The following is a 20,788-nucleotide window of genomic DNA, read 5'->3' as shown; positions in this document are numbered from 1 at the left end:
GCCGCAGCGCTTCACCGAACTGGCAAGTCGCCCGGCCCTGGCCAGCCAGCTGTCCGGCCTCAACCGTGCCTTGCAGATGCTCGCCTGGGCCGGCCACGCCCACCCCATGTTGACCGGCGCGGTGGCCGCCGAGCGCTGTCAGGGCCTCAACCGTTTGCTGGCCGAGGGTGCACTGCTTGGCGAGGGCTATGGCCACCTGGCGGCGCCCAGCCTGGGTGCCCCCGTAGCGGCCAGCCCCCTGGAAATGGCCTGCGCCCGGGTGCTGCTGGAGCACCCGCAGTTGCGCGGCAACCTGTTGCGGGAAACCGCCCTGGCGCTGTTGCGCCGCCACGGCTGGCAGGTGGAAGACGCCGCCGGGCATTGGCAGCGCTTTGAAGCCCGCGCGCTGCCAGCCTGGCTGCAACTGGGCGTGGTGGCCGGAGATGCCCCCCGCCGGAGAACCAACGATGAGGAACGCACCATGACTCTGCCCACCTGGTTGCCCGTCACCTCCCGCGTGCTGGCCGCGCTGGTGGGGGGCTACGCCTTCACCTACGCGCTGACCGCCGCCCTGGGGCGGCTGCTGCCGCTGCACCCGATGGACGCCATGGTGGTCGCCACCCTGCCGAGCTTCGTCCTGTACACCCTGGCCATTCTCTGGGCCTTCGCCGCCCGTGATGCCTGGTGGGCCTGGGGCGGTGCCGCGCTGGCGCTGCCCCTGGCGGGCATCGGCTTCTGGCCGCAACTGCTGGAGCGCCTGGGATGAAACGCACCCTGACCCACTCCATGTCCTGGCTGCACACCTGGAGCGGCCTGGTCTTCGGTTGGCTGCTGTTCGCCATCTTCCTCACCGGCACCCTGGCCGTGTTCGACAAGGAGATCGATACCTGGCTGCGCCCGGAGATACCGGCGGTCGAGGTGAGCCAGGTGGACGCGGCGCGTGTCGCCCTGGGCTGGTTCGCCTTGCATCACCCGCACGCCGAAGCCTGGAACATCGCCCTGCCCACGGAGCGTTCGCCCGGTCTCGGCGTGTCCGCCGGCGAGCAGCGCCGTGGCGGCGGCCTCCAGCTCGATCCGCGCAGTGGCGAGCGTATCGAGGCCCGGGATACGGCGGGCGGGCTGTTCTTCTTCCGCTTCCACTTCACCCTCGACCTGCCGCGCGACATCGGCATCTGGCTGGTGGGCCTGGCGGCGATGGCGATGCTGGCGCTACTGGTGAGCGGGATCGTCATCCACAAGAAATTCTTCAAGGAGTTCTTCACCTTCCGTCCGGGCAAGGGGCAGCGCTCCTGGCTGGATGCGCACAACGCGGCGGGTGTGCTGGTGCTGCCCTTCCACCTGATGATCACTTACACCGGCCTGGTGATCTTCTACCTGATCTACATGCCTGCCGCGCTGGATGCGCTGTTCGACGGCAACCGCGAGGCGGCCTTCGGGCGCGGGCCACAGGGGGGCGAGCAGCACCAGGGGCGCAGGCCGCAAGGGCAGGGCGACGGGACAGGGCACGAGGTTGTCGCGCGCGCCGAGCTGGCCGACCTCGGCCCATTGCTGGAGGAGGCGACCCGGGTGCTCGGGCCGGTCGCCGGCCTGTCCATCCGCAACCCGGGGCGGGCGGATGCGCGCATCGAGGCGCGACCGGTGCTGGGCAACCGCATCGAGTTGACCAAGGGCCAGAGCATGCTGTTCGACGGGGTGAGCGGCAAGGTGCTGCGCATGCCCAGCGAGAGCCGGCCGGCGCCGCTCACCCAGCGGGTGATGGCAGGGCTGCATTTCGCCCAGTTCGGCGGTTACCCGATGCGCTGGCTGTACTTCGTCTGTGGCCTGGTGAGCAGCGCGATGATCGCCACCGGGCTGGTGCTGTTCACCGTCAAGCGCAGTCGCCGCCCCGATGCCGAGGGCGCGCTGGCGGCTGCGTTCTACCGGGTGGCTGAGCCGGTGAACGTGGCCGTGGTGGCGGGCCTGACCCTGGCCTGCATCGGGCTGTTCTGGGCCAACCGTCTGCTGCCGGTGGAGCTGGCCCAGCGCGGTCACTGGGAAACCCGGGTGTTCTTCGCCATCTGGACCCTGAGCCTGGGGCATGCCTGGCTGCGTCCGAGCCTGGCGGCCTGGCGTGAGCAACTGGGGTTGGCCGCGCTGCTCTGCCTGGGCCTGCCCCTGGCCAGCGCCATGACCCTGGAGACGCCCTGGGGCGAGCAGACTCGGCTGTTGCTGGAACTCACCGCTTGTGGCTGCGGCCTGCTGCTGGCCTGGACCGCGCTGAAGGTGCACAGGAAAGCCGGGCAACCGGTGGCAACGCGGGCGGCACACAAGCTGGCGGAGGTGAACTGAGATGGCGACTGTTCTCTTCGCCGGCCTCTGGCTGGCCTACGGCGGGATGCTGGCGCTGTGCATGGGCATGGAACGGCACTTCAAGCAGGTCTGGCAGCGGTTGCCGGCCCCCCTGCTGCGTCGCGGCCTGCGCGTTGGCGGTTGGCTGGCGCTGGGCTTGAGCTTGGTCGCCAGCGTTGCCGCCTGGGGCTGGGCGATGGGCCCGGTGGGCTGGTTCGGGATGCTGTCCGTGGCAGGGTTCGGACTGGTGCTGCTGCTGCCGTACCGGCCACGCCTGGCGGTCTGGCTGCCCCTGGCCAGCGCTCCTTTGCTGGCGCTGATCGGGTTGCTGACCTGACGTTGCCGGGTCGTAGCCCGGGCTTCAGCCCGGGAGGGGCGCTGCAACGGCCGTGCTCGGTGCCTGGAAATCCCGCAGTGCCTGCCCGTCATGTTCGTCACCCAGCTCCGCCGCGCGCTGGTGATAGGCCAGGGCCAGCTCGCGCAGCTCGGCCTGTCGCGCGTTGGCCAGGCTGGTGCGAGCGACCCGAAGGAAATTGAGGTTGCCGCCGACCAGGGCTTCGCGCAGCCAATGCAGGGCTTCGTTCAGCTCACCGGCTTCGGTCAGTACCGCGGCATGGCTGAACTGACCGCGGAAATCACCCGCCAGCGCCGAGCGGCGGTACCACTCGCGCGCCTGCTGGGCGTCCACCGGCACGCTGATGCCTTCTTCAAAGTAGCGCCCCACCAGGTTCATCGACTTGGCGTGCCCGGCTTCGGCTGCCTGCAGGTAGAGGGCGAAGGCGGCGGCCTGGTCGCGCTCGACGCCACGCCCGGTGGCCAGCAGCCCGGCGTAGTTGTAGGCGGCCCAATCGAGGCCTTGCTGCATCGCCAGGCGGTAGTGATGGGCGGCGCCGGGCAGGTCCTGTTCACCCCCCCAGCCGTGCTCCAGGCAGCGGCCGAGCATGTTGCGCGCCATGGCGTGGCCTTGTTCGGCAGCGATGCCGAACCAGGTGCGCGCCAATGCTGGGTCGCGCTCTATGCCCTGGCCGTCGAGGAGGATCTGCCCCAGCAGCGCCTGGGCTTCCGGCGCCCCCTGGCGGGCGGCGGCGAGCAGGCTGCGGGCGACGTCACGGGGTTCGCCGGCCAGGCGCTCCTGTAGGGCCTGGGCGTCCAGGGTCTCCTGGCGGCGCAGGACGAAGGCCATGCTCAGAGCTCCGCCCAGCGGCGTAGCAGGTTGTGGTAGTTACCGGTCAGCTGCACCAGTGCGGGGTGGTCCGGTACGTCGCGGGTCAGGCTCTGGATGGCCTGGTCCATCTCGTAGAGGAGGGTGCGCTGGCCGTCGTCGCGGACCATGCTCTGGGTCCAGAAGAACGAGGCGATGCGCGCGCCACGGGTCACCGGCTCGACCTTGTGCAGGCTGTGGGACGGGTAGATGACCAGGTCGCCGGCGGCGAACTTCACCCGTTGGGTGCCGTAGGTGTCCTGGATCACCAGTTCGCCGCCGTCGTAGCTGTCCGGCTCGCTGAAGAACAGCGTCGCTGAGACGTCGGTGCGCACCTGCTCCGGGCTGCCCTGGATGCGGCGGATGGCATTGTCGATGTGGTAGTCGAAGGTGCCGCCACCCGAGTAGCGGTTGAACAGCGGCGGGTAGACCTTCAGCGGCAGCACGGCGGAAACGAAGAGGGGGTGGCTCCACAGGCGTTGCAGCATCGCGGCGCTGATTTCCTTGGCCAGGGGGTGGCCTTCCACCAGTTGCTCGTTGTGCTTGGCCCTCGCCGACTGATGCCCGGCGGTGATGCGGCCGTCCATCCAATCAGCCTGTTCCAGCGCCTCGCGGATACGGGCGGCCTCGTCGGGGGTGAATACGCCGGGTATGCGCAGGAGCATGGTCATCGGCCTCCGGATGGGAAAATGGCGCGGATAGTAGTGATTTTCATTTGATACTTACAAGCGGATTCGCGAGGGCTGCCGACGACCCGTCATGACAAGTGTAAATATTGTAAAAAAGACGCAAATGAGAATTCTTGGCAATTGCTACTGTAAATATTTTGAAATAGATTCCGCGACCTCTGAAATCCCTGGGGAGGGAAAACGATGTCGCGTCAGCTGCTCGAGTCCACTGTTTCTGCCCAGCGCCTGCTGGCTTCCGCCATCGGCGTCGCCCTGTCGGCCGCCTCCATGGCGCCGGTCGTCCATGCCGCACAGCCGGAAAAGAAGGACGGCGAGAAGGATGGCGTGATTTCCCTCGATGCCACCTCGGTGGTGGGCGAGCAGATCGAGAGCGAGGACTACCAGGTCCAGCGTTCCGCCTCGCAGAAATACACCGCGCCGCTGGTGGACACCCCGCGCTCGGTCACCGTGATTCCGCAGCAGGTGATCAAGGACACCGGCGCGCTGTCCCTGCAGGATGCCCTGCGCACCGTGCCCGGCATCACCATGGGCGCGGGCGAGGGGGGCAACCCCCAGGGCGACCGCCCCTTCATCCGGGGCTTCGATGCCCAGTCCGATACCTATCTGGACGGCGTGCGTGACACTGGCGCACAGACCCGCGAGATCTTCGCCATCGAGTCAGTGGAAGTGAGCAAGGGCCCGAACTCTTCCTTCGGCGGCCGCGGCTCGGCCGGCGGCAGCCTCAATCTGGTGACCAAGAAGGCGCACCTGGGCGACTCCATCGACGGCGGCTTCACCTGGGGCTCCGACCAGACCCAGCGCTACACCGCCGACATCAATCAGCAGTTCCTCGACACTGCGGCGTTCCGCCTCAACCTGATGAGCCACGAAAGCAACGTCGCCGGCCGTGACAAGGTCAACTACGACCGTTGGGGCGTCGCGCCCTCGCTGGCCTTCGGCCTGGGCACCGACACCCGGCTGAACTTCGATTTCTACCACATGGAAAGCAACGACCTGCCGGACTCGGGCATTCCCTATGGCTACTCGGTGGGTACCACCCACACTGCGGCCAGCCCCGACAAGCCGGTCGACGGCGGCGACAGCAGCAACTTCTATGGCCTGACCAACCGTGACTTCCGCAAGACCCGTGCGGACATCGCCACCATCGCCATCGAGCACGACCTGAACGACTCGCTGACCATCAAGAACACCCTGCGCCATGGCAACAGCATGCAGGACTACATCCTGACCCAGCCGGACGACAGCCAGGGCAACGTGCGCCAGGGCAACGTGTGGCGTCGCGTCAACTCCCGCGTGGGCAACACCGCCACCACCACCAACCAGACCGACCTGTTCGGCGACTTCCAGCTGGCCGGATTCAAGAACAGCTTCTCAACCGGTATCGAGCTTTCCCGAGAGGAGTCGGACCGCAGCAGCTACACCGTGAACACCGACACCACGCCGACCAGCCCCGGCAACAGCAGCACCAACTGCACCACCGGCATGGTCGGCTCCAGCAGTGGCTACAACTGCACCTCGCTGGGCAACCCCAACCCGGACGACCCCTGGGCCGGCAGCGTTGCGCGCAACTATGCGGGTACCCTGACCACCGGCGACACCCGCGCGATCTACGCGTTCGACAGCATCGAGCTGGACCCGCAGTGGATCCTCAACCTGGGCCTGCGCTACGACAGCTTCGAGACCGATGCCAAGACCAAGGCGGCCTCGGGTGCCACTACCTTCAAGGCGTCCGACAAGTCCGAGTTCGTCAACTACCAGGTGGGCCTGGTGTGGAAGCCGGCCAGCAACGGCAGCATCTACGCCTCCTACGCCACCTCCGCGACCCCGCCGGGCGCCATGCTCGGCGAGGGCACCGAGGGCAACGGCCTGCCGACGTCCGTGGGCACTCCGACCAGCATCGTCAGCGACCTGGAGCCGGAAGAGACCGTCAACTACGAGCTGGGCACCAAGTGGGACCTGCTGGATGAGCGCCTGTCGCTGACCGCTGCGATCTTCCGTACGGAGAAAGAGAACACCCGCATCCTGGTGAGCAACTACACCTACGAGAACGCCGGCAAGACCCGTGTCGACGGCTTCGAGCTGAGCGCCAGCGGCAAGCTGACCGACAAGTGGCAGGTGTTCGCCGGCTACAGCTACCTGGACAGCGAACTGGTCGACCCGGGCGCGGTGGGCAACCGTACCGGTGTGGTCACCAGCATCACCAACGCCGCCAAGGGCAACGAGATGCCCAACACGCCGAAGAACAGCTTCAGCCTGTGGACCACTTACCAGGTCCTGCCGCAGCTGACCGTCGGTGGTGGCGCCTTCTACGTGGACGATGTGTTCGGCGACAACAACAACTCTGTTTACGTCCCGTCCTACTGGCGCTACGACGCGATGGTCGCCTACAAGCTGACGAAGAACGTCGACCTGCAGCTGAACGTGCAGAACCTCACCGACGAGACCTACTACGACAAGGCCTACTCCACCCACTTCGCCAACCAGGCGGCGGGTCGCACGGCACTGCTGAGCACCAACTTCCACTTCTGACCGGTGCGGCCCTGGCCGCTCCTTCAGCCAACGAAGCCCCGGCCGCACCCGCTGCCGGGGCTTCGTCGTTCAGCGGCCTCTATATAGAAGAGGGCAAGCGATGCGTCGGCCATAGCCGCTGGTTCCATGCTTATAGCCTCATGGCATAACGCGATACGTTCCTGCGATATGGCCTCCGCCGGTTTGCCGGTATCATGTGCACCCCCTGCGTCTGGATTGCGAACCTCGCCATGACCCTGCAGTACCCAACCATCGCCGACTGCATCGGCAACACTCCGCTGGTGCGCCTGCAGCGCCTGGGCGGAGATACCAGCAATACCCTCCTGGTCAAGCTCGAAGGCAACAACCCCGCGGGTTCCGTGAAGGACCGCCCGGCCCTGTCGATGATCACCCGCGCCGAACTGCGCGGCGCCATCCAGCCCGGCGACACCCTGATCGAGGCGACCTCGGGCAACACCGGCATCGCGCTGGCCATGGCAGCGGCGATCAAGGGCTACAAGATGGTCCTGATCATGCCGGACAACATGAGTGCCGAGCGCAAGGCCGCCATGACCGCCTACGGCGCCGAGCTGATCATCGTCACCAAGGAAGAGGGCATGGAAGGCGCCCGCGACCTGGCCGAGCGCATGCAGGCCGAAGGCCGCGGCAAGGTGCTGGACCAGTTCGCCAACGGCGACAACCCCGAGGCCCATTACGTGGGCACCGGCCCCGAGATCTGGCGCCAGACCCAGGGCAGCATCACCCACTTCATCAGTTCCATGGGCACCACCGGCACCATCATGGGCACCTCGCGCTACCTCAAGGAGCAGAACCCCGAGATCCAGATCGTCGGCCTGCAACCCCAGGAAGGCTCGGCCATTCCCGGCATCCGCCGCTGGCCCGAGGAATACCTGCCGAAGATCTACCAGGCCGATCGCGTCGACCGCGTCGTCGACATGGCCCAGGTCGAAGCGGAGCAGACCATGCGCCGCCTGGCCCGCGAGGAAGGCATCTTCTGCGGCGTCTCCTCCGGCGGTTCGGTGGCGGCCATGCTGCGCCTCTCCCGCGAAGTGGAGAACGCGGTGATGGTGGCGATCATCTGCGATCGCGGCGACCGCTACCTGTCCACCGGCGTGTACGACCCGATCCCGTGAAACTCGTCATTCCCCGTCCCGATGGCTGCGCAGGCCGTTACTCGCTGCGCGCCTATCGCATTCACCTGCACCCCGTGAGCGGCAATGGCCGGGGCATCGCCCTGGGCGCCGCTCCGGCCGTTTCCCGTTATGCGCCGTCGGTTTTGCTGCAGCGCCCCTGGTTCCTGCCCAAGAGTGTGAAAGATGGCCAAGCGTAGTGGTGGCCTGCGGTTCCAGCCCAGTGGCGGCTCGCGCCCGGCGCAGCAGGTGCCCACCGGCAAGAAGCAGCGCCTGGCCATCGAGCGCCTGGCCAACGATGGCCGCGGCATCGCCTTTGTCGACGGACGCACCTGGTTCGTTTCCGGCGCGCTGCCGGGCGAAGAGGTGGAGAGCCGTGTGCTCGGTGCCCGCGCCCAGATAGTCGAAGCCCGTGCGGAGAAGGTGCTGGTCGCCAGCCCGCTGCGCCGCGTCGAGCCTTGTGCCCACGCCGGCCAGTGCGGCGGTTGCACCCTGCAGCACCTGCCCCATGCCGAGCAGCTTGCCCTGAAACAGCGCACGTTGGCCGAACAGCTGGCGCGCTTCGCCGGGCTCGAGCCCGAAGCCTGGGCCGCGCCGCTGGTGGGGCCCGAGTTGGGCTACCGCCGCCGCGCGCGCATTGCTGTGCGCTGGGACGCCAAGGCCGCGCGCCTGGATGTGGGCTTCCGCGCCGCCGCCAGCCAGTCGATCGTCGGCATCGACGATTGCGCCGTGCTGGTACAGCCCTTGCAGTCCATCGTCCGTGCGTTACCGCAACTGCTGCGCAGCCTGGAAAGGCCGCAAGCCCTCGGTCATGTCGAGCTCTTTCACGGCAATGCCTCGTCGCTGCTGCTGCGCCATACCCAGCCCCTGGGTGAGGCGGACCTGCAGCGTCTGCGTCATTTCTGCGCCGAACACCAGGCCCAGCTGTGGCTCCACGGTGCGGGCGAACCGCAGCCGGACGATGCCGCCGCGCGCCTGGGTTACCGTTTGGAACAATGGGGTCTGGAGCTGGAATACCGACCGGGGGATTTCGTCCAGGTCAACGCCGCGGTCAACGAAGCGATGGTCGCCCAGGCGCTAGACTGGTTGGCACCACAGGCTTCCGAGCGGGTGCTGGACCTGTTCTGCGGGCTCGGCAATTTCGCCCTGCCACTGGCGCGCCAGGCGCGCGAAGTGGTGGCGGTGGAAGGTGTGGACGTCATGGTCCAACGCGCCCGCGGCAATGCTGTAACCAATGGTTTGGAGAATGCGCACTTTTTCCAGGCCGACTTGTCGAAGCCGCTGGCCGAGGCCCGTTGGGCTGCCCAGGGCTTCGATGCGGTACTGCTGGACCCGCCGCGCGATGGCGCGTTTGAGATCGCCCGTCACCTTGGCGAGCTCGGCGCGAAACGCGTGGTGTATGTGTCTTGCAACCCGGCGACGCTGGCACGTGACAGTGCCGAGCTGGTCCGACAGGGTTATCGGCTCAGGAGAGCCGGCATCCTCGACATGTTTCCGCAGACGGCCCATGTCGAGGCCATGGCGTTATTCGAGGCGGGCTAGGATGCTCGCGTAATCCGACTGGCCCAGAGAGGCTGGCGAACATTCGGCGTGACGGGCGTACGTCGTAGGGAAGGTAAGGCAAGATGGTACAGGTCAGAGCGCAACAGCCGGTCAATACCGACGGCAGTATCAACCTCGAGGCGTGGCTGGACCATGTCCTCAGTCTCGATCCGGTGCTGGACCGCGAGGTGCTGAAAAAGGCCTGCGAATTCGCCCGGGACTCCGAGCAGCAGGCCAATGCCGCACAGAACCTCTGGGCCGAAGGCACCTCGAGTTTCCAGACCGGCCTGGAGATCGCCGAGATCCTCGCTGATCTCAAGCTGGACCAGGAATCCCTGGTGGCTGCGGTCATCTACCGTGGCGTGCGCGAGGGCAAGATCCCGCTCCCCGAGGTCAACCAGCGCTTCGGCCCGGTGGTGGCCAAGCTGATCGAGGGCGTGCTGCGCATGGCCGCCATCAGCGCCAGCCTCAGCCCGCGCCAGTCCCTGGTGCTGGGCACCCAGGCCCAGGTGGAGAACCTGCGCAAAATGCTGGTGGCCATGGTCGACGACGTGCGCGTCGCCCTGATCAAGCTGGCCGAGCGGACCTGCGCCATCCGCGAGGTGAAGAACGCCGACGACGAGAAGCGCCACCGCGTCGCCCGCGAAGTCTTCGACATCTACGCGCCCCTGGCCCATCGGCTGGGCATCGGCCATATCAAGTGGGAGCTGGAAGACCTGTCCTTCCGCTACCTGGAGCCGGACCAGTACAAGCAGATCGCCAAGCTGCTGCATGAGCGCCGCCTGGATCGCGAGCAGTACATCGCCGACGTGATGAACCAGCTGCGCGAGGAGCTGGCCGCGACCGGCATCCGCTCCGATATCAGCGGGCGTGCCAAGCACATCTATTCCATCTGGCGGAAGATGCAGCGCAAGGGCCTGCAGTTCAGCCAGATCTATGACGTGCGTGCCGTGCGCGTGCTGGTGCCGGAGGTGCGTGATTGCTACACCGCGCTCGGCATCGTGCACACCCTGTGGCGCCACATTCCCAAGGAATTCGACGACTACATCGCCAACCCCAAGGAGAACGGCTACCGCTCCCTGCATACGGCGGTGATCGGCCCGGACGGCAAGGTGCTGGAGGTGCAGATCCGCACCCACGCCATGCACGAGGAAGCCGAGCTCGGGGTCTGCGCCCCTGGCGCTACAAGGGCACCGACGTCAAATCCAGCTCCAACCATTACGAAGAGAAGATTTCCTGGCTGCGCCAGGTGCTGGAATGGCACGAGGAACTGGGCGATATCGGCGGCCTGGCCGAGCAGCTGCGGGTGGACATCGAGCCCGACCGGGTCTACGTCTTCACCCCCGACGGCCACGCCATCGACCTGCCCAAGGGCGCGACGCCGCTGGACTTCGCCTACCGCGTGCACACCGAGATCGGCCACAACTGCCGGGGCGCGAAGATCAACGGCCGCATCGTGCCGCTGAACTACAGCCTGCAGACCGGCGAGCAGGTGGAGATCATCACCGGCAAGCAGGGTTCGCCCAGCCGTGACTGGCTCAACCCCAACCTCGGCTACATCACCACCTCCCGCGCGCGGGCGAAGATCGTCCACTGGTTCAAGCTGCAGGCCCGCGACCAGAACGTCGCCGCCGGCAAGGCCATGCTCGAACGCGAGTTGGCCCGCCTGGCCCTGCCGCCGGTGGACTTCGAGAAGCTCGCCGAGAAGTGCAACCTGCGCACCGCCGAAGACATGCATGCCGCGCTCGGTGCCGGCGACCTGCGCCTGGCCCACGTGGTCAACTGCGCGCAGCAGCTGGTGGAGCCGGAGCGCGGCGCCAGCGAGCAGCTGGAGCTGATTCCCCGCCGCGCGACCGGCCAGTACAAGCCGGGCAAGCGTGGCGACATCCAGATCCAGGGCGTGGGCAACCTGATGACCCAGATGGCGGGCTGCTGCCAGCCGCTTCCGGGCGACCCCATCGTCGGCTACATCACCCTCGGTCGTGGCGTCAGCATCCACCGCCAGGATTGCGCCTCGGCCTTGCAACTGGCCGGCCGCGAGCCGGAGCGGATGATCCAGGTCAGCTGGGGCCCGTGCCGGTGCAGACCTACCCGGTGGACATCGTCATCCGTGCCTATGACCGCTCCGGCCTGTTGCGCGACGTCTCCCAGGTGCTGCTCAACGAGCGCATCAACGTGCTGGCGGTGAACACCCGCTCGAACAAGGAAGACAACACCGCGTCCATGCTGCTGACCATCGAGATTCCCGGGCTGGATGCGCTGGGGCGCTTGCTGGCCAGGATCTCGCAGCTACCCAATATCATCGAAGCCCGCCGCAATCGCGCTGCCTGAACTACTGCGCGATTCGCTCGTGACGTTCAGGTCGTGCCGGGCATAAATCACTGGACCTGCCATGTATCAACTCGACGACCTGCTGCACCTGATGGCCCGGCTGCGTGACCCGCAGTACGGCTGCCCCTGGGACCTGAAGCAGGACTACGCGACCATCGTTCCGCACACCATCGAGGAAGCCTACGAGGTGGCCGATGCCATCGAGCGCAGCGACTTCGAGCAGTTGCCGGGCGAGCTGGGCGACCTGCTGTTCCAGGTCGTCTACTACAGCCAGCTGGCGCGGGAGGAGGGCCGTTTCGAGTTCGCCACCGTGGTCGATGCGATCACCCGCAAGCTGGTGCGCCGCCATCCCCATGTGTTCCCCGATGGCGACCTGTACGGCGCGCCGGACATGGCGCGCCTGGAAGAGGCCGCCATCAAGCAGCGCTGGGAGGAGATCAAGGCCGAGGAGCGCGCCGAGAAGGCCGCCGCGCCGGAGCAACTGTCCCTGCTGGACGATGTGCCCGCCGTGCTGCCGGCCCTGAGCCGCGCGGCCAAGCTGCAGAAGCGTGCGGCCCAGGTCGGCTTCGACTGGCCCGAGGCGCTGCCGGTGGTGGACAAGGTGCGCGAGGAGCTGGACGAGGTGCTGGAGGCGATGGCCGACAACGACCCCGCCGCCATCGCCGATGAGATCGGCGACCTGCTGTTCGTGGTGGTGAACCTGGCGCGCCATCTCAAGGTGGACCCGGAAACCGCCTTGCGTGGAGCCAACGGTAAATTCGAGCGGCGCTTCCGATTCATCGAACAGGCATTGCGTGAAGCGGGTCGTCCCATTGAAGATTGCACCCTGGACGAACTGGATGCCCTGTGGGGCGAAGCCAAGAAACAGGAAAAAGCCGCCCTTGGCTGCTAAGCAGAGAGACTGAATTACCCATGAGCCTTTCCCTCCGTGACCAACTGCTGAAAGCCGGGCTGGTCAATGAAAAGCAGGTCAAGCAGGCCGGCAAGCAACAGCAGAAGCAACAGCGCCTGGAGAAGAAGAACCAGGTCGAGAAGGATGACAGCCAGCGCCAGGCCGCTCTTCAGGCACAGGCCGAGAAGGTCGCCCGTGACCAGGAGCTGAACCGCCAGCAGCAGGAAAAGGCCGAGCAGAAGGCCCGCTCGGCGCAGATCAAGCAGCTTATCGACAGCTCGCGCCTGCCCAAGCTGACCACCGAGGACTACTACAACTTCGTCGACGACAAGAAGGTCAAGCGCATCGCCGTCAACGATATGGTCCGCGACAAGCTGAGCCGTGGTTCCCTGGCCATCGTCCAGCACGGTGGTGGCTACGAGATCATCCCCCGCGATGCTGCGCTGCGTATCCAGGAGCGCGACCCGCGCCGCATCCTGCTGCTCAACACCCCCACCGAAGAAGCCGATGCGGACGATCCCTACGCCGCCTACAAGGTGCCGGACGACCTGATGTGGTGAGTGCGGTGCAGGCATGAAGGGAGCCGGGCGATGCCCGGCTTTTTCATGGGCGTTTGGCGGTGACGGTAGGGCGGGTGAAACCCGCGGAACCCGGTGCCTGCTGCTTGTCGGGTTGCACCCGACCTACAAGGAGTTGGGGCGGTGCAGCCTGTAGCCCGGGCTTCAGCCCAGGGCGTGGAGGAGTCAGCAGATCTGGTTGCCCAGCAGCACCCGGCCGAAGCTGGCGCCTTCGGTCAGCGGGGTGATGGCGGTGATGTGGTCCAGGCGCAGGCGCTCAGGGCCGGCCTCGCCCTGGACGAGGAAGAACTCCTCCTTCGCCGGGGTGGTCTCGGTGTTCACCGCGCGGGCTTCCAGGCTGGCACCGTCGTCCAGTTCGATCAGCAACTGGTAGCGGTGCAGGCAGGCGATCTCGATGAAGTCATAGAGTTCGCAGGACAGGGGCAGGTAGTGGCTCATCTCGGTCTCCTCGGGGCGGGAGTCTCGACTCAGGATGCCGATCATCCTATACCCGTGGAGGCGCGCCGCCAGCCCACCTTTGTAAGGGCATGAAAAAGCCGGGCAATGGCCCGGCTTCCTGGCAACGCTGGCGCCTTACTGGGCGCCTTCGACCTTGCGGCCGTCGACCGTGCCGTCCTTGAGCATGATCTGGTATTCCTTGCCGTCCTTCTCCACTTGATTCAGGCGCACCAGCAGGTAGCCCCAGTCCTTGGCGAACCAGAGGGTGGTCTTGCGGTTGCTCTGGGTGGGGTCGCGCACGCGCTCGACCTTGATGGCATCGACCGTGCCGGCCTTGGTCTCGACCTTCTCCTCGCCGAGGACGCGGAAGTCATAGGTCTCGACTTCGTCGCCGTCGATCACCTGGTAGCTCATGCTCTTCTTGCCGGCGGCGACGTCGTGCTGCAGCACCAACTGGTAGGTGGACTTGTCCACCAGGCCACGGTTCAGGGGCACGCGCACCTGGTCGCCGCGATCGCTGCCGATCACCTGCTTCTGGCTCCAGTCGAAGTCCAGCTCGATCTGCTTGCTCTTGCCCAGGCCGCTGCGGTTGAAGCGGTAGGTCTGGGGCAGGAAGGCGTTGTTTTCCAGGCGGAATACGCTCGTTTCGGTCAGGCTGGCCACCAGCATGGAGGCCTCGAAATCCAGCTGCCAGCGGCCGTCGTCCAGCTTCTTCAGGCTGCGGCCGGCGGTGCCGCTGATGGGCATCGTCTTCCAGTCGGCGGTGTAGCTGGCCTCGAAGGGTTTCAGCTCGGCCGCGGTGACCGGCAGGGTAAACAGGGCGAGGAGCAACAACAGGGCACGACGCATCGGCAAAATCTCCTAGTTACGCAGTTGCTGCCCGCAGGGGGGCAGCGCTTGGCCATCCAGTAGCGCGCCTTGCTCGCCCAGGCTCAGGCGACCTTCGGCGAACCAGCGCATGGCCAGCGGGTAGATACGGTGTTCCTGCACATGCACCCGTCTGGCCAGGCTTTCCGGTGTGTCATCAGACTCTACCGGGATTACCGCCTGTACGACCAGAGGGCCCCCATCGAGTTCCTCGGTAACGAAGTGCACGCTGCAGCCATGCTCGGCATCACCGGCTTCCAGCGCGCGCTGGTGGGTGTGCAGGCCCTTGTGCAGGGGCAGCAGGGACGGGTGGATGTTGAGCAGGCGGCCCTGGTAGTGACGCACGAAACCAGAGGTGAGGATGCGCATGAAGCCGGCCAGCAGCACCAGGCGCGGGGCATGGGCGTCGATGGCTGCAACCAGCGCCGCATCGAAGGCCTCGCGGCCTTCGTACTGCGTGTGGTCGAGCACCTGGGTGGCGATCCCCGCCTGGCGGGCGCGCTCCAGCCCGTAGGCATCGGCGCGGTTGGAAATCACCGCGCGGATGCGTGCCGGGCTGTCGGCTGTGGAGCTGCTGTCGATCAGGGCCTGGAGGTTGCTGCCGGAACCGGAGATCAGCACCACCACATCACAGCGGTCGGACATCAGTGGCTTTTCAGGTTGTTCAGGACGACGCGTTCGCTGCCTTCGACGCCAGCGGCGATCTGGCCGATGACCCAGGGTTGCTCGCCAGCGGCGCGCAGGGTTTCCAGGGCCACGTCGACCTGCTCGGGGGCGATGCAGATGACCATGCCGACGCCGCAGTTGAGTACGCGGTGCATCTCGTGCTCATCGACGTTGCCTTTTTCCTGCAGCCAGTCGAACACGGCCGGACGCTGCCAGCTGGCGACGTCGATCACCGCCTGGGCACCTTCGGGCAGCACGCGCGGGATGTTCTCGGTGAGGCCACCGCCGGTGATGTGGGCCATGGCCTTCACCGCGCCGGTGTCCTTGATCAGCTTGAGCAGCGGCTTGACGTAGATGCGGGTCGGCGCCATCAGCAGGTCGGCCAGGGGCTTGCCATCAAGCTGCACGCTCTCGATGTCGGCGCCGCTGACTTCGATGATCTTGCGGATCAGCGAGTAGCCGTTGGAGTGCGGGCCGGAGGAGGGCAGGGCGATCAGGGTGTCACCGGTGGCAACCTTGGAGCCGTCGATGATTTCGGACTTTTCCACGACGCCGACGCAGAAGCCGGCCAGGTCGTAGTCTTCGCCTTCGTACATGCCGGGCATCTCGGCAGTCTCGCCGCCCACCAGGGAGCAGCCGGCCAGTTCGCAACCGGCACCGATGCCGGTGACCACGGTGGCGGCCACGTCGACATTGAGCTTGCCGGTGGCGTAGTAGTCGAGGAAGAACAGCGGCTCGGCGCCGCAGACCACCAGATCGTTCACGCACATGGCGACCAGGTCCTGGCCGATGCTGTCGTGCTTGTTCAGGTTCAGCGCCAGGCGCAGCTTGGTGCCGACGCCGTCGGTGCCGGAGACCAGCACGGGCTGCTTGTAGCCGGCCGGGATTTCGCAGAGGGCGCCGAAGCCACCCAGGCCGCCCATCACTTCAGGGCGCGCGGTGCGCTTGGCCACGCCTTTGATGCGTTCGACCAGGGCTTCGCCTGCGTCGATGTCCACACCGGCGTCCTTGTAGCTCAGGGAGGGTTGCTTGCTCATAAATCCAGGCCTATAGGGGAAATTCGAGGATCAACCGGCAAGTCTGGCTGCCGGTTTGCGAAGGCGCGCGATTTTATCAGGCTTGGCCCACAGCAGCCATCGGCAGCGGTCGGCGTTGGCGAAAAGCGTTCAAATAAGTGCTCGCCCGGCCCCCGGCCCGTTGCCCGTGAGGTTGGGCCTGTTTAAGGTATAGCCCTTCACTCGCGGCCAGCCGCCGCCCAACAGAATGTCGAGAGTCTTCAATGCGCCTGATCGCCCGCCTGCTCATGGTCTGCCTGCCGTTGTCCAGCCTGCCGGCCCTCGCCGAAACGGTCAGCGGCCTCTACCAGGTGCGCGAGCCCGTGGCTTCGCAGCAGCCGGCGGACCGTGACCAGGCCCTGAACCGCGCGCTGGAGACCCTGGTGATCCGCCTGGCCGGCGATGCCAAGGCCCTGGACAACCCGGCCCTGGCCGAGGTGCGCAAGAATCCGCAGCAACTGATCAGCCAGTTCGGCTACGAAGGCCAGTCCCTGCTGGTGGATTTCGACCCCGTGACCTCCGAGCGCACCCTGCGTCAGGCCGGCGTACCGCTGTGGGGCGCCAACCGCCCAGTGATCCTCGGCTGGTGGCTGAACCAGAGCAGCGAAGGGGCCAGCCTGGTGGGTGATGCCCAGGAAGCCGCCAAGCCGCTGCGTGATGCCGCCCAGCACCGTGGCCTGCCTCTGCGCCTGCCGCTGGCCGACCTCAGCGAGCAGCTGGTGGCCACCCCGGAAGCCCTGGTAGCGACCGACCCCGAGGCGCTGCGCCCGGCCTCCGAACGTTATTCCGCCGATGCCTTGCTCGCCGTGCTGGCCAGCGAAGCCGATGGCAAGTGGAAGGCGCAATGGCACCTGTGGCTGGGTGACAACCGCGACCAGGGCACCCTGGAAGCTGCCGACCAGGCCGCGCTGGCCGATGCCGTGCTGCTCGCCGTAAGCCAGCGCCTGGCGCCGCGTTTCGTGGTGGCGGCGGGTGTCGGCCAGAGCCAGATCCTGGAAGTGAAGGGCGCTGATCTTGCGCGCTACGCCGAACTGTCCCGCGCGCTGGAGCCGTTCGGCGCCCGCCTGGTGCAGGTCGAAGGCGATCTGTTGCGCTACCAGGTCAACGCCAGCAGCGAACAACTGCGTGCCCAGCTGGCACTGAACGGTTTGCAGGAGTCGCCCGCCGAGGCCGCTCCGGTGGATGCCGGTCAGGCTCCGGCCACCCCGGGCGCCGCCCCTGCGCCGCAGGTGCAGCCGCGTGACCCGGTATTGCGATTCCACTGGTGAGGGCCCGGACGGCCACTCCCGCAACTCAAGGCTGAGGATTTCCCATGACCGATTCGCGTCGCTGGCTCTGGCTGGGGGGCGTCCTGCTTCTTGGCTGGCTGCTGTATCAGCTGCACCCCATTCTTTCCCCGTTCCTGGTGGGCATGCTGCTGGCCTACCTGGGCGATCCGCTGGTGGATCGGCTGGAACGCCTGGGCCTGTCGCGCACCTGGGGCGTGGTGGCGGTATTCACCCTGTTCAGCCTGATCCTCCTGGCGTTGCTGCTGGTCCTCGTGCCCATGCTGGGTCGCCAGTTGGTGCGCCTCTATGAACTGGCGCCGCAGATGCTCGACTGGCTGCAGAACAGCGCGCTGCCCTGGGTCCAGGCCAAGCTGGGGCTGCCCCAGGGCTTCTGGCGTTTCGACAAGCTCAAGGAAGTGATCAGCGGCCACCTCGGCCAGACCACCGATGTGGTCGGCGTGCTGCTGGCCAGCGCCACCGCCTCCGGGCTGGCGCTGGTGGGCTGGATCGGCAACCTGCTGCTGATCCCGGTGGTCGGCTTCTACCTGCTGCGTGACTGGGACCTGATGATGGCCAAGCTGCGCGGCCTGTTGCCACGCAACCGCGAGGGGCTGGTGCTGAAACTGACGGGCGAATGCCATGAAGTGCTGGGTGCCTTCATTCGCGGCCAGCTGCTGGTGATGCTGGCGCTGGGCGTCATCTACTCCGTCGGGCTCATGGCCATCGGGCTGGACCTCGGCCTGCTGATCGGCCTGCTCGCCGGGCTGGCCAGCATCGTTCCCTACATGGGCTTCGTGGTCGGTTTCGGCTCTGCCGTGGCGGCGGCGCTGTTCCAGTTCGGCGGCTTCGAGCTGTACCCGCTGATCGGCGTCGCGGTGGTGTTCGGCATCGGCCAACTGCTCGAAGGCATGCTGCTGACGCCCCTGCTGGTGGGCGATCGCATCGGCCTACATCCGGTGGCGGTGATCTTCGCCATACTCGCTGGTGGCCAGTTGTTTGGCTTCACCGGCGTGCTACTGGCGCTGCCTGTCGCAGCGGTGATCATGGTTTTGCTGCGTCATGCTCATGATTTATATAAACTTTCCCAACTTTACGGAGAGACCGGCAGCGGTTCCGACGAACCCAGCGATTCGGCATGAAACCCATTCAGCTTCCCCTCGGCATTCGCCTGCGTGACGACGCGACCTTTGCCAACTACTACCCCGGCGCCAACGCCGCGGCGCTCGGCTATGTCGAGCGCCTCTGCGAGGCCGATGCCGGCTGGACCGAAAGCCTGATCTACCTGTGGGGCGGGGAGGGTGTTGGGCGCAGCCACTTGCAGCAGGCAGCGTGCCTGCGCTTCGAGCAGCGTGGCGAGCAGGCGGTCTATCTGCCCCTGGCGGAGCTGGCGCAATACGGGACGGCGATCCTCGACAACCTGGAGCAGTGCGAGCTGGTCTGCCTCGATGACCTCGACGCGGTCGTCGGTCGCGCGGATTGGGAAGAGGCGCTGTTCCACCTGTTCAACCGCCTGCGCGATTCCGGTCGCAAGCTGCTGCTGGCGGCCAACACCGCGCCGCGCGGGTTGCCGGTGAAGCTGCCGGATTTGAAATCACGCCTGACCCTGGCGCTGATCTTCCAACTGCAGTCGCTGTCCGACGAGGACAAGCTGCGCGCCCTGCAACTGCGCGCCTCGCGCCGTGGCCTGCACCTGACCGACGAGGTTGGGCGTTTCATCCTCACCCGCGGGTCACGCAGCATGAGCGCCCTGTTCGAATTGCTCGAACGTCTCGATCAGGCCTCCCTGCAGGCCCAGCGCAAGCTCACCATTCCTTTCCTCAAGGAAACCCTGGGCTGGTGAGCCCGGCGCGGCCCAAGGCCGCGCCGTTTCGCATCCCCCTTCAGCTTTCCCCGGCCAGCTTGCGGTTGTACTGGAAGCGCCAGCGCGTGTAGAGCAGTGCGGCGCAGAACAGCAGCAGGCTGAGCCCGCCCATCAGCCAGCCGAACAGTGCGCGGTTTGGGTCAGTGGCCGCCAGCACGCCCTGGATGAAGTACAGGTTGATCACGAAGCAGGCCCAGGCATGGGCGCGGGCGTTGCCGAGGACCATGCCCGGCGCCAGCAGCGCCAGCGGCAGCAGCTCGATGCTCAGCACCACCCAGGGGCGGGCGCCGTTGAGCTCGGCGTAGACCAGGGTCCAGACCACCAGCAGCAGGGCCAGGCCGAAGAAGGCGAACAGGCTCAGGGCGCGGCTGATGGCCAGGCGCGGGGCGAGCCAGCTCAGTTCGGGGAGGATCTTGGGTTGCTTAGCCACGGGGTTTCTCCAGGCGGATCGCAGTCGTCGCCAGGCGTTGGCCCAGGGCGCGGCAAAGGGTGGTTTCCTGTTCGTCGAGGGCGCGCTTGCCGTCGGCACCGGCGTAGTGGCTGGGGCCGTAGGGCGTGCCGCCACCGCTGGTGGAGAGGAGGGCCGGCTCACTGTAGGGCAGGCCGGTGACCAGCATGCCGTGGTGCAGCAGCGGCAGCAGCATGGACAGCAGGGTGCTTTCCTGGCCGCCGTGCAGGCTGGCGGTGGAGGTGAAGACGCCGGCCGGCTTGCCCACCAGTTCACCGCTGAGCCAGAGGCTGCTGGTGCCGTCGAGGAAGTATTTGAGCGCGGCGGCCATGTTGCCGAAGCGGGTCGGGCTGCCGAGGGCCAGGCCGGCGCAATTCTTCAGGTCGTCGAGGCTGGCGTAGAGCGGGCCGTCGGCGGGAATGTCGCTGGCGACCGCCTCGCATTCGGTGGAGACGGCGGGCACGGTGCGCAGGCGCGCCTCCATGCCACCCAGTTCCACGCCCCGGGCGATCTGCCGGGCCATCTGCTCGGTGGCGCCATGGCGGCTGTAGTAGAGGACCAGGATGTAGGGCGCGCTCAAGGCAGGATCTCCAGGATCTTCTCCGGCGGGCGGCCGATCACGGCTTTGTCGCCCACCACCAGGATCGGGCGCTCGATCAGCTTGGGGTGAGCGCTCATGGCGGCGACCAGTGCGGCGTCATCGAGGCCGGCGTCGTCCAGGCCGAGGCTCTTGTATTCGTCCTCGCCGGTGCGCAGCAGTTGGCGCGCGCCGATGCCGAGGCGGCTGAGCAGGGTTTCGATTTCGGCGACGCTGGGTGGGGTTTCCAGGTAGCGCACGACATGCGGTACGAGGCCGCGTGCTTCGAGCAGTTCCAGGGCGCCGCGTGATTTCGAGCAGCGGGGATTGTGATACAGCGTCATTTCGGTCATGGCGGGGGTCGCAAGGCCTTGTGGGAGGCGGCTATTCTAACCGCGTCCGGGCGCAG

At 66.8% G+C, this 20,788-nt stretch carries 21 protein-coding genes and 1 pseudogene; 13 read left to right on the top strand and 9 right to left on the bottom strand.

Annotated features, from left to right (window positions below; genetic code table 11):
- Positions 1-460 precede the first annotated feature (460 nt).
- From ACXI0U_RS17060 to ACXI0U_RS17050, 3 genes are read left to right on the top strand one after another with little or no spacing between them, the layout of a single operon-like run.
- Complete coding sequence (locus tag ACXI0U_RS17060; protein WP_431482530.1) at positions 461-745, top strand: iron transporter; 285 nt, start codon at positions 461-463, stop codon at positions 743-745.
- The gene (locus tag ACXI0U_RS17055; protein WP_431482529.1) at positions 742-2,307 is read left to right on the top strand and encodes a PepSY-associated TM helix domain-containing protein; all 1,566 of its coding nucleotides are present in this window, start codon (positions 742-744) and stop codon (positions 2,305-2,307) included. The genes ACXI0U_RS17060 and ACXI0U_RS17055 overlap by 4 nt, the downstream gene beginning before the upstream one ends.
- Before the next feature lies 1 nt (position 2,308).
- On the top strand, positions 2,309-2,644 hold the full coding sequence (locus tag ACXI0U_RS17050) for a DUF3325 domain-containing protein (RefSeq protein WP_479550597.1): 336 nt from the start codon (positions 2,309-2,311) through the stop codon (positions 2,642-2,644).
- 24 nt (positions 2,645-2,668) lie between these two features.
- Here ACXI0U_RS17050 and ACXI0U_RS17045 read toward each other — a convergent pair whose 3' ends face one another.
- Entirely contained in the window at positions 2,669-3,490 is an 822-nt protein-coding gene (locus ACXI0U_RS17045) for a tetratricopeptide repeat protein (protein ID WP_431482527.1), read from the bottom strand.
- A gap of 2 nt (positions 3,491-3,492) precedes the next feature.
- Positions 3,493-4,173, bottom strand: coding sequence for a Fe2+-dependent dioxygenase (locus ACXI0U_RS17040; RefSeq protein WP_184488101.1), 681 nt, complete (start codon positions 4,171-4,173; stop codon positions 3,493-3,495).
- Between the two features lie 207 nt (positions 4,174-4,380).
- On the opposite strand from ACXI0U_RS17040, the gene ACXI0U_RS17035 reads away from it, so the two are divergent.
- The 7 genes and pseudogenes from ACXI0U_RS17035 to ACXI0U_RS17005 all read left to right on the top strand — a co-directional run bounded on the left by ACXI0U_RS17035 (position 4,381) and on the right by ACXI0U_RS17005 (position 13,181).
- Positions 4,381-6,726 (top strand): TonB-dependent receptor, encoded by a 2,346-nt coding sequence (locus ACXI0U_RS17035; protein ID WP_431482526.1) that lies wholly within the window; start codon positions 4,381-4,383, stop codon positions 6,724-6,726.
- Between the two features lie 230 nt (positions 6,727-6,956).
- Positions 6,957-7,859 (top strand): cysteine synthase CysM, encoded by a 903-nt coding sequence (gene cysM, locus ACXI0U_RS17030; RefSeq protein WP_021221461.1) that lies wholly within the window; start codon positions 6,957-6,959, stop codon positions 7,857-7,859.
- Entirely contained in the window at positions 7,856-8,056 is a 201-nt protein-coding gene (locus ACXI0U_RS17025; RefSeq protein WP_148304259.1) for a hypothetical protein, read from the top strand. Before cysM ends, ACXI0U_RS17025 begins: the two co-directional genes overlap by 4 nt.
- Positions 8,043-9,398 carry a 23S rRNA (uracil(1939)-C(5))-methyltransferase RlmD gene (rlmD, locus tag ACXI0U_RS17020; RefSeq protein WP_316925722.1) on the top strand — a complete coding sequence of 452 codons (1,356 nt, stop codon included), beginning with the start codon at positions 8,043-8,045 and terminating at the stop codon, positions 9,396-9,398. The genes ACXI0U_RS17025 and rlmD overlap by 14 nt, the downstream gene beginning before the upstream one ends.
- Positions 9,399-9,481: 83 nt before the next feature.
- Positions 9,482-11,729, top strand: a pseudogene (relA, locus tag ACXI0U_RS17015) (GTP diphosphokinase).
- A gap of 61 nt (positions 11,730-11,790) precedes the next feature.
- Positions 11,791-12,621, top strand: coding sequence for a nucleoside triphosphate pyrophosphohydrolase (mazG, locus tag ACXI0U_RS17010; RefSeq protein WP_021221458.1), 831 nt, complete (start codon positions 11,791-11,793; stop codon positions 12,619-12,621).
- A gap of 20 nt (positions 12,622-12,641) precedes the next feature.
- Positions 12,642-13,181, top strand: coding sequence for a DUF2058 domain-containing protein (locus tag ACXI0U_RS17005; RefSeq protein ID WP_021221457.1), 540 nt, complete (start codon positions 12,642-12,644; stop codon positions 13,179-13,181).
- A 183-nt stretch (positions 13,182-13,364) separates the two neighbouring features.
- Here the strand turns inward: ACXI0U_RS17005 and ACXI0U_RS17000 are convergent, their stop codons facing one another.
- The 4 genes from ACXI0U_RS17000 to purM form a co-directional block, all read right to left on the bottom strand.
- Positions 13,365-13,637: a Rho-binding antiterminator gene (locus ACXI0U_RS17000; RefSeq protein WP_021221456.1), complete on the bottom strand. Its 273-nt coding sequence runs from the start codon at positions 13,635-13,637 to the stop codon at positions 13,365-13,367.
- Positions 13,638-13,772: 135 nt separating this feature from the next.
- The gene (locus ACXI0U_RS16995) at positions 13,773-14,486 is read right to left on the bottom strand and encodes a DUF3108 domain-containing protein (protein ID WP_043243121.1); all 714 of its coding nucleotides are present in this window, start codon (positions 14,484-14,486) and stop codon (positions 13,773-13,775) included.
- Positions 14,487-14,498: 12 nt separating this feature from the next.
- Positions 14,499-15,149 carry a phosphoribosylglycinamide formyltransferase gene (gene purN, locus ACXI0U_RS16990; RefSeq protein WP_271658706.1) on the bottom strand — a complete coding sequence of 217 codons (651 nt, stop codon included), beginning with the start codon at positions 15,147-15,149 and terminating at the stop codon, positions 14,499-14,501.
- Positions 15,149-16,207, bottom strand: a complete 1,059-nt coding sequence (gene purM / locus ACXI0U_RS16985) for a phosphoribosylformylglycinamidine cyclo-ligase (protein WP_271658705.1) — start codon at positions 16,205-16,207, stop codon at positions 15,149-15,151. Before purM ends, purN begins: the two co-directional genes overlap by 1 nt.
- A 242-nt stretch (positions 16,208-16,449) precedes the next feature.
- Between purM and ACXI0U_RS16980 the strand changes: the two genes are divergently transcribed.
- The 3 genes from ACXI0U_RS16980 to hda are packed head-to-tail and all read left to right on the top strand — an operon-like array spanning position 16,450 to position 19,333.
- Positions 16,450-17,493: a DUF2066 domain-containing protein gene (locus ACXI0U_RS16980; RefSeq protein WP_435635182.1), complete on the top strand. Its 1,044-nt coding sequence runs from the start codon at positions 16,450-16,452 to the stop codon at positions 17,491-17,493.
- Positions 17,494-17,537: 44 nt separating this feature from the next.
- A complete protein-coding gene (locus ACXI0U_RS16975; protein WP_021221451.1) occupies positions 17,538-18,632 on the top strand; it encodes an AI-2E family transporter in 1,095 nt (364 codons plus the stop codon).
- Complete coding sequence (gene hda / locus ACXI0U_RS16970) at positions 18,629-19,333, top strand: DnaA regulatory inactivator Hda (RefSeq protein WP_021221450.1); 705 nt, start codon at positions 18,629-18,631, stop codon at positions 19,331-19,333. Before ACXI0U_RS16975 ends, hda begins: the two co-directional genes overlap by 4 nt.
- A gap of 40 nt (positions 19,334-19,373) precedes the next feature.
- Here the strand turns inward: hda and ACXI0U_RS16965 are convergent, their stop codons facing one another.
- The 3 genes from ACXI0U_RS16965 to arsC are packed head-to-tail and all read right to left on the bottom strand — an operon-like array spanning position 19,374 to position 20,732.
- Positions 19,374-19,784 (bottom strand): DUF2069 domain-containing protein, encoded by a 411-nt coding sequence (locus ACXI0U_RS16965; protein WP_021221449.1) that lies wholly within the window; start codon positions 19,782-19,784, stop codon positions 19,374-19,376.
- Positions 19,777-20,382 (bottom strand): NAD(P)H:quinone oxidoreductase, encoded by a 606-nt coding sequence (wrbA, locus tag ACXI0U_RS16960; RefSeq protein ID WP_021221448.1) that lies wholly within the window; start codon positions 20,380-20,382, stop codon positions 19,777-19,779. The genes ACXI0U_RS16965 and wrbA overlap by 8 nt, the downstream gene beginning before the upstream one ends.
- Positions 20,379-20,732: an arsenate reductase (glutaredoxin) gene (gene arsC, locus ACXI0U_RS16955; RefSeq protein WP_021221447.1), complete on the bottom strand. Its 354-nt coding sequence runs from the start codon at positions 20,730-20,732 to the stop codon at positions 20,379-20,381. The genes wrbA and arsC overlap by 4 nt, the downstream gene beginning before the upstream one ends.
- Positions 20,733-20,788 lie beyond the last annotated feature (56 nt).

It is taken from the genome of Pseudomonas sp. C9D1 (genome assembly GCF_056491235.1).
This window is presented reverse-complemented; position numbering and strand designations above follow the sequence as displayed.